At 54.0% G+C, this 13,162-nt stretch carries 8 protein-coding genes and 3 pseudogenes; 8 read left to right on the top strand and 3 right to left on the bottom strand.

Translation table 11 applies throughout. The features are described 5' to 3' along the window. Positions 1 to 215: 215 nt before the first annotated feature. On the bottom strand, positions 216 to 710 hold the full coding sequence (locus tag WBR25_RS09475; protein ID WP_479749745.1) for a hypothetical protein: 495 nt from the start codon (positions 708 to 710) through the stop codon (positions 216 to 218). Between the two features lie 843 nt (positions 711 to 1,553). Here WBR25_RS09475 and WBR25_RS09470 point away from each other — a divergent pair. From WBR25_RS09470 to WBR25_RS09460, 3 genes and pseudogenes are all read left to right on the top strand, one after another. Beyond that, a pseudogene (locus WBR25_RS09470) lies at positions 1,554 to 2,469 on the top strand (IS5 family transposase). Positions 2,470 to 4,175: 1,706 nt separating this feature from the next. Continuing rightward, a pseudogene (locus tag WBR25_RS09465) lies at positions 4,176 to 5,093 on the top strand (IS5 family transposase). Positions 5,094 to 5,402: 309 nt separating this feature from the next. Continuing rightward, a complete protein-coding gene (locus WBR25_RS09460; protein ID WP_409010835.1) occupies positions 5,403 to 5,582 on the top strand; it encodes a helix-turn-helix transcriptional regulator in 180 nt (59 codons plus the stop codon). A gap of 35 nt (positions 5,583 to 5,617) precedes the next feature. On the opposite strand, the gene WBR25_RS09455 is transcribed toward WBR25_RS09460, so the two are convergent. Further along, complete coding sequence (locus WBR25_RS09455) at positions 5,618 to 6,811, bottom strand: tyrosine-type recombinase/integrase (RefSeq protein WP_236272563.1); 1,194 nt, start codon at positions 6,809 to 6,811, stop codon at positions 5,618 to 5,620. A gap of 188 nt (positions 6,812 to 6,999) precedes the next feature. On the opposite strand from WBR25_RS09455, the pseudogene sbcB reads away from it, so the two are divergent. Together sbcB and WBR25_RS09445 are read left to right on the top strand one after the other, a co-directional pair. After that, positions 7,000 to 8,414 (top strand): annotated as a pseudogene (gene sbcB / locus WBR25_RS09450) (exodeoxyribonuclease I). 155 nt (positions 8,415 to 8,569) lie between these two features. Then, entirely contained in the window at positions 8,570 to 9,070 is a 501-nt protein-coding gene (locus tag WBR25_RS09445; RefSeq protein ID WP_005360277.1) for a hypothetical protein, read from the top strand. 76 nt (positions 9,071 to 9,146) lie between these two features. Here WBR25_RS09445 and WBR25_RS09440 read toward each other — a convergent pair whose 3' ends face one another. Then, positions 9,147 to 10,856, bottom strand: coding sequence for an alpha-galactosidase (locus WBR25_RS09440; protein ID WP_479749744.1), 1,710 nt, complete (start codon positions 10,854 to 10,856; stop codon positions 9,147 to 9,149). 161 nt (positions 10,857 to 11,017) lie between these two features. On the opposite strand from WBR25_RS09440, the gene WBR25_RS09435 reads away from it, so the two are divergent. From WBR25_RS09435 to cdd, 3 genes are all read left to right on the top strand, one after another. Beyond that, positions 11,018 to 11,374 carry a CidA/LrgA family protein gene (locus tag WBR25_RS09435; RefSeq protein ID WP_005333279.1) on the top strand — a complete coding sequence of 119 codons (357 nt, stop codon included), beginning with the start codon at positions 11,018 to 11,020 and terminating at the stop codon, positions 11,372 to 11,374. After that, the gene (locus WBR25_RS09430; RefSeq protein WP_479749742.1) at positions 11,371 to 12,057 is read left to right on the top strand and encodes an LrgB family protein; all 687 of its coding nucleotides are present in this window, start codon (positions 11,371 to 11,373) and stop codon (positions 12,055 to 12,057) included. Before WBR25_RS09435 ends, WBR25_RS09430 begins: the two co-directional genes overlap by 4 nt. Positions 12,058 to 12,254: 197 nt before the next feature. Then, positions 12,255 to 13,139, top strand: coding sequence for a cytidine deaminase (cdd, locus tag WBR25_RS09425; RefSeq protein ID WP_479749741.1), 885 nt, complete (start codon positions 12,255 to 12,257; stop codon positions 13,137 to 13,139). The last annotated feature ends 23 nt before the right edge of the window (positions 13,140 to 13,162 follow it).

Raw genomic sequence — 13,162 nt, 5'->3', positions numbered from 1 at the left:
CCTCTCTGGCACGCATCTCAACCGCTCTACCTCCTCCGTCACTCGCTCAGGCATCATGCCAACAACCAGCCAGTGCCCTGCCCCGCGCAAGCAATCCGTATGCCCCAACGCCGAAAGGTCGTCAGCCACCTCCAGCTGCACCCTCTCACCACACCAGCCCCGAACGGGAGGATAGACTGCCACCCTGCAAAATTTCGCAGCCTTGACTGCGGCGATCACATCTTGGTTGAACATCCCTGAATTCCCCCAGTGATGGTGTAACCACGCTCTCGACGCTCGGCGAGGATCCTCTCCATCTCAACCTTCACCGCCTCACAAGTAACTTCGCCGTCACGTTTTAGCACGATCACGGTCGCTTCCATCTCGCATGCCCCGATGGAGAACAGGAGCTGGCGTGGCTCAGGAGGCAAGCGACGTAATATCTCAGCTCTCACTTCTGCCGGGCGCGGTGCAAACTGGCGCTCTACGTCAGCAGCCATATCCAGCACCACCTCCCTGATCTGAGCTGGTGTAAACCCACGCAGCACGCCGCCCCAAGCCAGCACTACGCCGCGGGCATTAGCATCCAGGTAGTTTGCGCTTGCCGGCCAACTGCCAGCCATCATCGGCAACAACTCCTCAGCCATAAACGCCGCCATACGGTCGCTCACCAATGGCCGTTCCTGCATCCCTGGCAGGGCTGTCACGTTAGAGGGGTGTGTTGTCGTCATAGACCCCCCTCCCCGACTCTCTGAGTGCCTGTGCTGCGTTCTGGGCCGCCTGCAGGTTGGCCAATGGCTTGCGCTGTGCTGCCGACCTAAACGAGCTAGCAGCCCGGCGAACCCAGTTGCGCCATGTTTTCTCCCAATCCAGCTTGGTTGCTTTGGCCCCGGGCAGTGACTGCCAGTAATCGGCGAATGTAGCGGCCTCGAGGAGGATCCGCTCTCGTGGCCATCCAGTTTCTTGACTGGCCCACCTCCCCCACTCTGAAGGTAGGAACCAGTCATTCGGCAAACGAGTTCCTCGTCGTGGAGCTGAGCTTTCGGCAAAGCGGCTCCCCCTGGGGGGATATAGGGGGATCTTTGGATCAATGACTGGATCTAAAGAGTGACTGATTCTATGTGCAGCTCCTGCACTATGAGTCTGTGCAACTCCTGCACATGCTATGTACATCTCTTGCACATCTGGATGTGCAGGAGATTCACCATTAAGTGTCAGCATGTAGACATTTGACCTCTTCCCATTGGGGACTCTTCGGGCCTCCTTAACCAAAAGGCCCGCCGCACAGAGCGCATCGATATGACTGATCACTGAGCGACGCGAAATCTCACATTGGTCAGCTATATGTTCACTGCTTTAAAATTTGCTAGAGCAGGCCAAGTGCTTGAAACTGACAAAATTGCCATGCACTGAGTTTTTATTGTTGCTTTCGCCATAGTCAGTAAAGAAGCTAGACCTCAATAAATTGCATACATGTGTCGAGCACCGCGTTATTTCCCAAATCGATGCAGTTTGAAGGGATCTTACTGAGGACTCGGTGATCTGATCACCACCATCCCCTTCAAGTCTGCATCATGGGCACGTCGCTTCATCCCATCACCAACTGGCCTCAATTCAACAAGTTTTTGATTAATCGTGGTTCACTCACCTTCAGGATTGATACCGAGGCCATGCACAACTGATTTCACCAAGACCATCACGGGCTACGGGGCCGCAACCAGCTCTACAGCGACCAGAGCATCTGCACCTTTGATGCTCAAGAGGAATTTCAACCTCACTCTGCTGGCCACTCAGGAAATACTCTACTCCTTATTCGCGTTGATGAATGTGCCGCTGTGTCTGTCGGACTATAGGGGTGCCAGCAAGCGGATAAGCACGGTGACGGTGGCGTATCGGCAGCCATTTAAAGCAAAGGTTACCGATCAGGTATCGACTCAACCGGGCTGAAGGTGTTTGGTGAAGGCGAGTGGAAGGTCAGAAAGCATGGTGCTGAGAAGCTGCGAGTGTGGCGCAAGCTGCATCTAGCGGTGGACCCTGCAACCAACGACATCGTGGCAGCAGAAGTGTTATTGGGGAATGTCCATGATACCGAGGTGCTGCCAACCTTACTCAATCCACTGCGGCGCAAGTTGGGCCGTGTTTATGCGGATGGTGCCTATAACAGCAAAGCCAGCCATCAGCTTATCTCGCGCAAAGGGGCGACAGCCTGTATCCCGCCTCGAAAGAACGCGGGATTCTGGAAAAAGGGGACCCCAAGAAATGAGACTGTGCTGGTGATGCGCAAAGAAGGGCTGGCGCACTGGAAGAAGATATCGGGGTATCACCGTTGCTCGCTGGCAGAGACGGCGATGTATCGGTTCAAACAGTTGCTGGCGGGGAAAATCAGTCTGCGTAACTACGACGGCCAAGTGGGAAAAGTAATGGCGTGTGTAAGCGCCATAAACAAACTGAACACTCAGGGTTTTGCCTGTTAGACAGCCCCGAATGTAGCAGTTACCAAAGGCTGGGGTTGTTGCTGCTTGATGATTGATTTGGGAAACAACGCCGTCGAGCACTATCAACAACGTATCGATGGCGCTCGGTCTCATTGGAGGAAAATATGATGCGCTCAATAAAAAAGAATGCGGCCACTTACCTTTAAAATAAACTGTTCTCAATTGTTAAACCATTCAAACCTTAATAAACAGTAGCCTTCCCTCAACACTACTGCATGGCTTCCTCTAAAACTTAAAAAAACTTGAGCGTTAAGCAATTATCACCCCCAAGAAAACATTGACCTTACCTACATAACAAAATTTAATTTCACGCCATAAACAACTGTTCTTAATAGTACTACATCTTGCCGTAAGCCTTTAGCGTAAGGAATTTGTGCAATCTGACGGCAACCCCTGAAATGACAAGGTTCAGCGAAAATGTGTGCTTCATATCACCTGTAGAAGCGGTACGAGTACAGTGTTCTACCATCCAGTTGAACTATTTAGTTCAACAAGCTGTTATGCCGCAAGGGACATCAACAAACCAAGCCATCACCATTAAAACACCATTCTTCATGCAGGTTAACTCCAAGCTTTGCTTGATGGCATATAAAGGGTCTATTGCCGTATTATGGCAATTTTTATCGAAAATTTTCCCAGATTTTCGCATGCAAATCGTTGTGGTTTTATCATGTACACAAATCCTAATCATTTAAAAATGGCTCTTTAAAAAACAAAGCTTTAAGCTAATGAAACTACTATCTTAATGTCAAAAATCTGTGCCACTATATGGCAATGAACATTTGGCGCTGCCATATGGTGGCAGAGACTTCTACCCAACGACTTGCTGAGCCTGTTCACCATACAGACAACTCAGAAAAACCATCAAATTATGAAGATGAAACGACTGGATATGCAATAACCAACCCTTCCATAATCATCTCAGTATCTTGTTCAAAGATAGTACAATGGGACACCATTAATTATAACCAGGCCATCTTTTTAAACCCAATCGAATCCCAGTTAGAGGGTGACTTATTATGCATTTAATACATGCCTTTGACGCTATCTTGTAGATACTCATGAATTATACCTTTTCATTCTGACCTTCATTTACATCCCCTGTATTTCAATATGAAATACGAACCATATAGAAAACTATCTTAAACAATATGAATTGCTGAGTTATTACTTATACTATCTCACTTGGTGCCACACTGTGATGATATATTTCATTATATGATTAAGATTAAGTGGCATGGCTATGGATTTTATCCGCTGGGATGAAAATTTCAATACGATACGTCTTGTCACCCAGAGTGGGGATTGAATAGTCCTGTATCTATAGAATAATAAAAACAAAGATTTCATCAATATCTCACCCTGGTAATTAGAATATACAGACCTATTCAACTTGGCGACTCTGGATGTTATTAATCACGCGGGAGATGGTGCGCGAGGCGGTGAGTATCTACAACATGGAGCGACCGTATTATATGTTGAAATACAGAGTCCCCGATGTGGTACATCGGGAATTTTGAGTGAAGAATGCTAGTTGAAATTGTGTAAACCGGCATTATTGCCCAAATAGATACAGCTTGAATGGAACTAACTCAGAACTAGGTGACATGATCGGCGTTGTTTCCCAAATCGATGCAGTTTGAAGGGGACTGACTGAGGACTCGGTGATCTGATCACCACCATCCTCTTCAAGTCTGCATCATGGGGACGTCGCTTCTCCCCATCACCAACAGGCCTCAATACAACAAGTCTTTGATTAACCGTGGTTCCCTCACCTTCTGGGTTGATACCGAGGCCATGAGCAACTGGTTTATCCACGACCATCATGGGCGGCGGGGCCGCGGCCAACTCTACACTGACCAGACCATTTGTACCCTCCTGATGCTCAAGGGGATTTTCAGTCTCACTCTGCGAGCAACACAGGGACTACTCGACTCCCTGTTCGAGTTGATGAACCTACCGCTGTGCGCACCGGACTACAGCTGTGTCAGCAAGCGCGCTCGCACGGTGAAAGTGGCCTATCGACAACCCGCCAAGGGGGGTATCACCGACCTGGTTATCGACTCGACCGGGCTGAAAGTGTTTGGTGAAGGCGAGTGGAAGGTCAGACAACACGGCACCGAGAAGCGGCGAGTCTGGCGCAAGTTGCATCTGGCGGTAGACCCGGTGACCCACGATATCGTGGCGGCAGAAGTCTCGCTGGAAAATATCCATGATGCCGAGGTGTTGCCGACCTTGCTCAACCCACTTCGGCGTAAGCTGGGACGTGTTTATGCGGATGGTGCCTATGACAGCAAAGACTGCCCTCAGCTTATCTCGCGCAAAAGGGCGACAGCCTGTATCCCGCCTCGCAAAAGCGCGGGGTTATGGGAAAAGGGACATCCAAGAAATGAGGCTGTGCTGGTTATGCACAAGGAAGGGCTGGCGAACTGGAAGAAGATATCTAGATATTACCGTCGCTCGTAGGCAGAGGCGGCGATGTATCGGTTCAAGCACTTGCTGGTGTGGAAAATCAGTCTGCGAAAATACAATGGTCAGGTAGGGGAAGTGATGGCGTATGTGAACGCGACAAACAAACTTAACAGCCTTGGCCTGCCCGTCAGACAGCCCCGAGTGTAGCGGTCACCTGGGCCGGGGGGGTCATGACTAGTTAGCTGATTTGGACAACAACGCCATTCCATACCCAACAAGCAAGAACTAAAACGAGCCAAAATTGTTATTGAAATTTACATATCATGACCATAAGCCATATTGTTTCATAGCCATTTTCATTGCTTTTATAATACACAAAAACAATTATTGAATTGATTTTCGCAGTATGAAAATGACGACTTGTTTTTCTATATCATAAAAGCAAACCGTCTAAAAATATGGTAAATTGACACATATACCAATCATGTTTAACCTCCTAAAAAAATAGGAGGCCATATGAACAACAATGAACCAGCACTAATAAGGACAAAAACACTATTAAAAAAACTTGGCATATCCAGATCGACGCTCTACAGATGGATTAAAGAAGACAAATTCCCACCACCTATCAATAAGGGCTTTTATTCTGTCGCAGCGATAAATAGCTGGATATCAAGGGGAAATCACTCATCTTAGATGATGAGTCACACCATCCTATGGTTCACTTATATTTAAATATCCTGCAAGGATTTTATTGCTTCCATTAATTTTGTATCCCATAACTCATATGCCTCACGTTGCTCATCAATCCAATCATGGAGATTGTAAATAGCCATGACACCCGGCATCCTGTGGCCAAGAATTTTTTCGGTTACCTGTGGTAGAACTCGTTCCTCCGATAAACGCGTACTCAACGTTCGACGCATGTCATGCATACGCCAATACGGTAAATCCAGTTTATCTCGCACACGCTCTGCTAACTGGATGAGAGATGCGCTACTCAATGACTGCTTTGGATTCACCGGCGAGCGACATACTGGCCCTCCCTTTAGCCGATCTCTCGCTGCCGCCTCTTGCAGCAGCATCATCACCCTGCTGGGAATAGGCCGACGTATTGGCGCCCCACATTTGGCGCGAGCAGCGGGAACCGTCCAAATTTGCTCCTCCATATTGAACTCACTCCACTGTGCACCCAATGCCTCGCCGCTGCGACAACCAAGCAAGATCACCAATTTGGCTGCCAATTTTAATCCGCGGCTGGCCCTGCTCTGTTCAAAGGCAATCCAAATTTGAGCGAGTTCTCGCATGGTCAGCACACGAGTACCTCTCTCGGGTTGAGAGCCCACATCTTCGGTGCGTAATTGGAGCACCGGGGAGCCACCAATGAGATTACGCCGAATACAAAAACTAAGAATGGATTTTAACCTGCGCAATAAATGCCCAGCGTTTTTCGGCTTTTTCTTGCCAATCTTATCAAACCACTCCAGCCAGCTCGAAAACGGGATCTGTTCAACCGGAATACCAATAAACAGAGGTTCGAAATAGCGCTGCATGGTATGCTCATAGAGCATGACCGTACGGGGCCGCAGCTTGGGCAGATGGTGCTCACGAAAATGCTCGCAGCACTGTTTCAGTGTGACATCATGCTTCTGGTGGAGCTTATCCCAGAAAACTCTGGGATGTTCATTACGCTCAAGTGCACCACGGATTGCAGGGATCAACGCCCTGGCATCAGCGAGTTTAAGGTCGGGATAGCGTCCAATTTTGAGTCTCGCCGCTTTTCCTTGCCAGCGATAGCGATATTGCCACGAGATGGTGCCTCGCTCGGTGACCCGAGCTGACAATCCATCACGGTCTGACAATTCCGTCTTGCCAAAGTAGGGCTTACCATAGAGGGCCCGTAGCTTCGTATCAGTAAGTGGCATATGACTCTCCTGTGACTGGTCATCTGATTTTTCACTGACACATTAACGCGTCCTAACGTGTACACAGATATGTACCAAACTGGTCTGAAACGGACTGAATCAAGGTCGGACAAAGTGAGACAATCTGAGATAACACTCCGTATAACGACTTGTTTTTCAAGCATATAGACACAATTCAGAACCACGAAATGAACCAGCAGACAAATCCTACCTTCTATTTTCACGACTACGAGACCTTCGGCATCAGCCCCGCCAAGGACAGGCCGTCGCAGTTTGCCGGTATTCGTACCGATGCGGATTTCAACATCATTGGCGAGCCGTTGGTCATCTATTGCAAGCCTCCGGCAGACTACCTGCCGGATCCGGAGGCGTGCCTGATTACCGGTATCACGCCGCAAAAGGCGATGAAGGATGGGCTCTGCGAGGCGGATTTCATTCGCCAAATCCACGAGCAGTTCGCCACGCCGAATACCTGTGTGCTTGGCTACAACAGCATCCGCTTCGATGATGAAGTGACCCGTTACACCCTATATCGCAACTTCTATGACCCCTATGCCTACAGCTGGCAGAACGGCAACTCCCGATGGGATATTCTCGACATGCTGCGGCCTGCTATGCCCTGCGCCCGGAGGGGATTGAGTGGGCCTTTGATGATGAAGGCAAACCGAGCTTCCGGCTGGAGAAGCTGACAGTCGCCAACGGTGTGACTCACGCCAATGCCCACGACGCACTCTCCGACGTACTGGCCACCATCGAGATGGCCAAGCTGGTGAAAAAAGCCCAACCCAAGCTGTTTGGTTACCTCTTTGACCTTCGCAACAAGAACAAGGTGAAGGCGCTGATTGACGTGGTGACCATGAAGCCGCTGGTGCATGTCTCCGGCATGTTCTCCCCCTGGCAGGGTTGTGCAAGCTGGGTCTCGCCGCTCGCCTGGCACCCCACCAACCAGAACGCGGTGATCATGGTCGACCTGACCCGTGACCCCACCCCGCTTATCGAGCTCACGAGCGAGGAGATCCGCGAGCGCCTCTATACCAAAAAAGAGGAGCTGGGGGATCTGGCGGGCATTCCGGTCAAACTGGTGCACATCAATAAGTGCCCGGTGCTGGCACCGGCCGCCACCCTGACGGCGGAGCGTGCCGACGAGCTCGGCATCAATCGGGAGCAGTGCCGCAAGAGCCTGGATCTGCTGCGCGCCCATCCCGAGGTGCGGGAAAAACTGGTGGAAGTGTTCAATCAGGAGTTCACCGGCAGTAATGACAGCGACCCCGATACCCAGCTCTACGCCGGATTCTTTGGCCATGGCGACAAGTCCACCATGGATCTGGTGCGTGCCACCCCCGCGGATCTGCTGGGTGAGCGGGAGTTCGCCTTTACCGACTCCCGGCTGCCGGAGATGCTGTTCCGCTACCGCGCCCGCAACTGGCCGCACACCTTGAGCGAAGCAGAGCAGAAACGCTGGCGCCTGCACTGCAGCGACTACTTCAGCCGCCGTCTGCCGGACTATGTGCCCCGTCTCGAGGTGCTGGCCGAGCAGAACCAGAGTAACGAACGGAACTTTGCGATTCTAAAGAGTCTCTACCACTATCTGGAAGATTTATGAGTTGTGAGTAGTTTCACAATAAATCCTTCCCGCCCGTCCCCTTCTTCAGGTCATAATGACGAAGGGGATTTCCCCAAAAACCAATATCTTGCAACATCCTGAGCGGATGTCTCCCAAGCAAGAGATCTTTTTGGCCGAACGGAAGCCATTTGCTGATGCCTCGTCACCACGCACTGCTCGGATTACTGGCCCTGCTGCCGCTGGCAGCCAACGCCGCATACCGGTTCGATGTGCCGGATTATCTTGCTCGCCTGCCCGAGCAGACCTATCGCATCGTAGAACAGAACTTCAATACCCTTTATCAGCAGACTGATTTCACTCCCCTGATCACCAACAGCTACTTCAACGGCTCCCATCTCTACAAGTTTGTCGGGGTACCGCTGGCCATCAGCGCCCAGTCAGGTTTCCAGCTGGAGGTGTTTGGTCAGGTCTATAACCGCGCTTCGCAAGCCTATATGCACCTGAGCGAGGATATGTCCCTCTATCGGGTGATGCGGGTCGATCTGATGGGGAACCCCAATGATCAGCTGGCCATCGGTTTTGGTCTGGGGGTGCCCATCACCCCGTTGCTAACCCTCAAGGCAATCGCTTCCGGCAGTGATATCCCGGGCTATGGCTCCGCCAAATACGCCGTCGGCTTTGAGTGGCGTTACTGAAAAACGTGACTGATAACCGCTGATTGAAACAATTCAGGCTCCGTGATGGAGCCTGAATTGTTTGGTGACGCAGTGATCAGGCGTAGCGGATCACCCGCCCCTCGCCCCCTTGCAGGGTCACGGTTGTGCCGACTGCCTGCCCCTGCCAAAAATCGGTTCCCCCTTCCGGCAGCAGAAACTCCTGTGGTTGTCCCTCCCAGTTGAACAGGCAGAGCAGAGTGCCGCCCTCGGGCAGGCTTACTTCGCCGCAGGCAAAGTCCATCGACTCGAAACGGGCAGAGGGTGCCCGGGCCGCACAGAGCGCCAACAGCTTGCGCAGTTGCGCCGCCTGCTCCTCATCGAGATCTTGCAGTCGATCACCGGCCAGCATCATGCCGCCACTTGCCACCAGCGCTGCCAGATGGAAACTGTATTCAGCCTGGCTTGCCTGCTGGCTCGGTAGATCCCGCAGACAGATGCAGTCGGGGTCGAGGGCCCAGAGCTTGTCATTTTGCCAGGCACGGCAGAAGGCTTCACGGGCAATCTGGCGATAGCGGTGGCCATTGCGCTCCACGTCATCGCTCACCCGCATGCCATGCACCAGCCTAAGGCTGGGCCAGATGGGGGCATTGCAACCGAGCAGGAAAGCGCCTTCACCTGCACCACGCAAAATGGCGGCCATGCCGCGTCGATAGGCTTCAACCCGGGTGGCGGCCGGATCGTGGAAACGGCCACCGTGGATGGCACCCCAGAAGTTGGCATCGAGCTTGAAGTAGTGGATGCCCCACTGCTCACGCAGGGTGCGGAACACCCGCTCAAGGTACGCCTGCACCTCGGGGTGGGTACCATCCAGCACATACCAGGGGGTGCAGCGCCAACCACCATAGGTGACCCGCTCGGAGGGCAACGGCAGACCGTCATCCCCCTTCACAAACCAGTCGGGGTGATCCTGAAACACCTGCGAAGTGGGTTCAGCAATAAAGGGAGCGACCCAGAGGGCTGGCTCGCAGCCAGCCTGTTTGATCTCGGCAGCCAGTGAGGCTACACCTTGCTCGAACTTGGCCGACGGAGTGAGCCAGTCGCCCATCTTGGCCTGATAGCCGTCGTCAATCTGCACATAGCGCAGGGCCGGGAAGCGCTCGGCACGCACCTGCAGGTTCTCGCGAATATCGGCAGCGCTCACCTCGGCGTAGTAGTGATACCAGGAGCACCAACCGCTCGGACGATCACTCACCTGGCCGATCAGCGAGCCGTGCTCGACCTCGATCATCCGTGCCAGCTCGGCCAGCAGATCCTCGCGCTCCGCCCCTTCCAGACAGATCAGCGCCTCGCTCTGCCAGTGCTCACCGGCCGCAAGTTTTCGCCCTTCGCAGTTCATCAGGATCTGCAGGCGACCATCAGGGTAAAGGCGAAACTCCCCGCCAAAACGGTGACAGCTGGCAAAGGCAAGCAACAGCCACCCCTTGTTATGCTCCACCAGCAACAGGTTGTGAATGGTGTGATAGCCATTGTCATCGGTGATGCGATAGACGCTGGCATCGGGGCAACGGCCGACATGTTGCGGTGACAGCCAGCTACCCATGGTCTGGGCCAGCATCTGGAATCCTTCGCCATAGATGGCGCTCTCCACCGGCAGGCCAAGCTTGCCGTCAAACAGCACCCAGCGCTCAACCGGGGTGGCATCAGCGCCGGTGTTGTCGAGTCGCACCCGGCACAGGGGCCCTTCCCACTGACGGGTTTGCAGCAGATGGGGTGGCAACGCAGTATCGTTCGCCAGCTGGCGAACTCGGGACAAGAGGGATGTCATCACTACTCCTTGTAGTTCGAAAAAGGGTTCTATCAGGCACTTTTCAAAAAATGCCAATCAAATCAGCCTCAAATGAACTGATTTCAGTTGTTATTGTTTTAATGCCGCGACCCGGCCTCTCTGGTAAACTGCGATTTTTCATCCCAGTCGATGAGGTTCACGTGATCGCGCAACGCGCCTTGCTGTACTTTCGTGACTTTATGGTCATCGTCGCCTGCCTGCTGGCAGGCAAATCCGTGGCAGCCATCCTGCCGTTTGCCTTTCCCGGCAGCATCATCGGCATGCTGCTGCTGTTCGTGCTGCTCTCCCTTCAGCTTATAAAGCTGCACTGGGTCGAGCTGGGCGCTGGCCTGCTGCTGCGCCACATGGGCGTTTTGTTCGTGCCGGTCGCGGTCGGACTGGTGGCCTGGCTTGAGCCCCTGCGCCAATCCTTCGGCGTCATCATGCTCTGCATCGTGCTCGGGATCGTGCTGATCCTCGCCACCGTCGGTCGGCTCTACCAGAGGATGAACAAATGATCTTCTGGCTCGCCATTCCCCTGACCCTGGCGCTCTATTTCGCCACCCGCTCCCTCTATCGCCGCCTGCCCTGGCCCATCATCAATCCGGTGCTGGTGCCGACCGCGGTGATCATCGGCCTGCTGCTCTGGTTTGATCTGCCACTTGAGCAGTACGAGCGCGGCAGCAGCCCCATTACCATGTTGCTGGAACCCGCCGTAGTGGCGCTGGCGCTGCCGCTCTATCAGCAGGCGCGCCAGATCCAGGCCAAGCTCAAGCCCATCCTAATCTGTACCCTCGCCTCCGTCTTGATCTCGGTGTGCACAACCCTGCTGATCGGTCATTTTATGGGCACAGATCCGGCGTTGCTCGCCTCATTGGCCACCAAATCCATCACCACCCCGCTCGCCATGAGCGTCAGCCAGTCCATCGGCGGCATTCCCGCCATCGCGGCCGCCGTGGTGGTGGTAGTGGGGATTGTCGGTGCCCTGATCGGCTACCCGCTGCTCAAACTGCTGAAAGTGACCGATCCGGAAGCGCAAGGGCTCGCCATGGGGGCCTGTGCCCACGCTATTGGCACAGCTACTTCCGCCGAGAAGGGGATCACCCAGGGGGCCTTTGCATCGCTCGCCATGGTGGTGTGCGGGATCCTCACCGCTGCCGTCGCGCCGCTGCTGTTTGCCATCTATCACTGGCTGATCTGATGACCCAATTGACCACCAGTTGACCATTCCGGGGGGCCTGCTGGCCTCTCGGGGTGCGACCTGCCGCACAATTTGCACAAGACAAACGTTTCCATTACCATCCCCCTCCGTTTGCCCGTCAGGGCGTGAGCCTGCTCACACATTTACCCGAGCTTGCTCCCTACAATGGCCGCCCAATTGGCCTTTGAGGACACACTATGCATCCCCGTTTTGCCAAGCCATTCGATACCCTCTCTGCCCCGCTCAAAGCAGCCGTGCAGCCCATGCTGGATAGTGCCGACTTCAACGCCCGCTTCACGCCGGAGCAAGTCGCCACCCTGAAAGCCGCCACAGGTCTCGATGATCGCGCCCTGCGTCTCGCCCTGTTGCCGCTGGCTTCCGCCTGCTCGGTCGCGCCCATCTCCAAGTTTTATGTCGGTGCCATCGCCTGTGGCCTCAGTGGCTCCTGGTACTTAGGTGCCAACATGGAGTTTGCGGGGCAAGGGTTGTTTCACTCGGTCCACGCCGAGCAGTCCGCCATCTCCAACGCCTGGCTGGGTGGCGAGACCGGGATCTCTGAAATCACCGTCAACTACACCCCCTGTGGCCACTGCCGTCAGTTCATGAACGAGCTGAGCACCGCCAAGATCCTGAAAGTCTCTCTGCCCGATGACCTGAGTGCCCTGCAATCCTTCCTGCCCCACTCGTTTGGGCCGGCGGATCTCGACATCACGGATGCGCTGATGAGCCCGCAGGATCACGCAGAGCTTGAACTTCAAAGCGAAGACCCGCTGTGGCAGGCCGCGCTGGCCGCCGCCCGTCAAAGCTACGCCCCCTACAGTCAGGGCTATGCCGCGGTGGCGCTGCAGTTTGCCGATGGCCGCATCTTCTCTGGCCGCTACGCCGAGAACGCCGCCTTCAACCCCAGCCTGCCGCCGATGCAGATGGCCTGCGCCCATGCGGTGCTTAATGGCGAAGATCTCGCCACCATCCGCCGCGCCGTGCTGCTGGAGAACAAAAACGGCCAGATCAGCCAGCGTGACTCCGCCCAGTCCACCCTCAAGGCACTGGGCTCCGTCGAGCTGGAGTATCAGGCGGTCTGACCCCCGCTTCGCTTCGATAAACG

This window comes from Aeromonas sp. MTB (assembly GCF_056632455.1).
Note: the sequence above shows the minus strand (reverse complement) of the source record. Positions and strands in the feature narration are given on the sequence as shown.

What these genes read in the sequence shown, in the direction of transcription:
- WBR25_RS09430 (WP_479749742.1), top strand. Translation starts at nt 11,371, where the DNA reads ATGATCTTCTGGCTCGCCATTCCCCTGACCCTGGCGCTCTATTTCGCC.
- cdd (WP_479749741.1), top strand. Translation starts at nt 12,255, where the DNA reads ATGCATCCCCGTTTTGCCAAGCCATTCGATACCCTCTCTGCCCCGCTC.
- WBR25_RS09445 (WP_005360277.1), top strand. Translation starts at nt 8,570, where the DNA reads ATGCCTCGTCACCACGCACTGCTCGGATTACTGGCCCTGCTGCCGCTG.
- WBR25_RS09475 (WP_479749745.1), bottom strand. Translation starts at nt 710, where the DNA reads ATGACGACAACACACCCCTCTAACGTGACAGCCCTGCCAGGGATGCAG.
- WBR25_RS09460 (WP_409010835.1), top strand. Translation starts at nt 5,403, where the DNA reads ATGAACAACAATGAACCAGCACTAATAAGGACAAAAACACTATTAAAA.
- WBR25_RS09455 (WP_236272563.1), bottom strand. Translation starts at nt 6,811, where the DNA reads ATGCCACTTACTGATACGAAGCTACGGGCCCTCTATGGTAAGCCCTAC.
- WBR25_RS09440 (WP_479749744.1), bottom strand. Translation starts at nt 10,856, where the DNA reads ATGACATCCCTCTTGTCCCGAGTTCGCCAGCTGGCGAACGATACTGCG.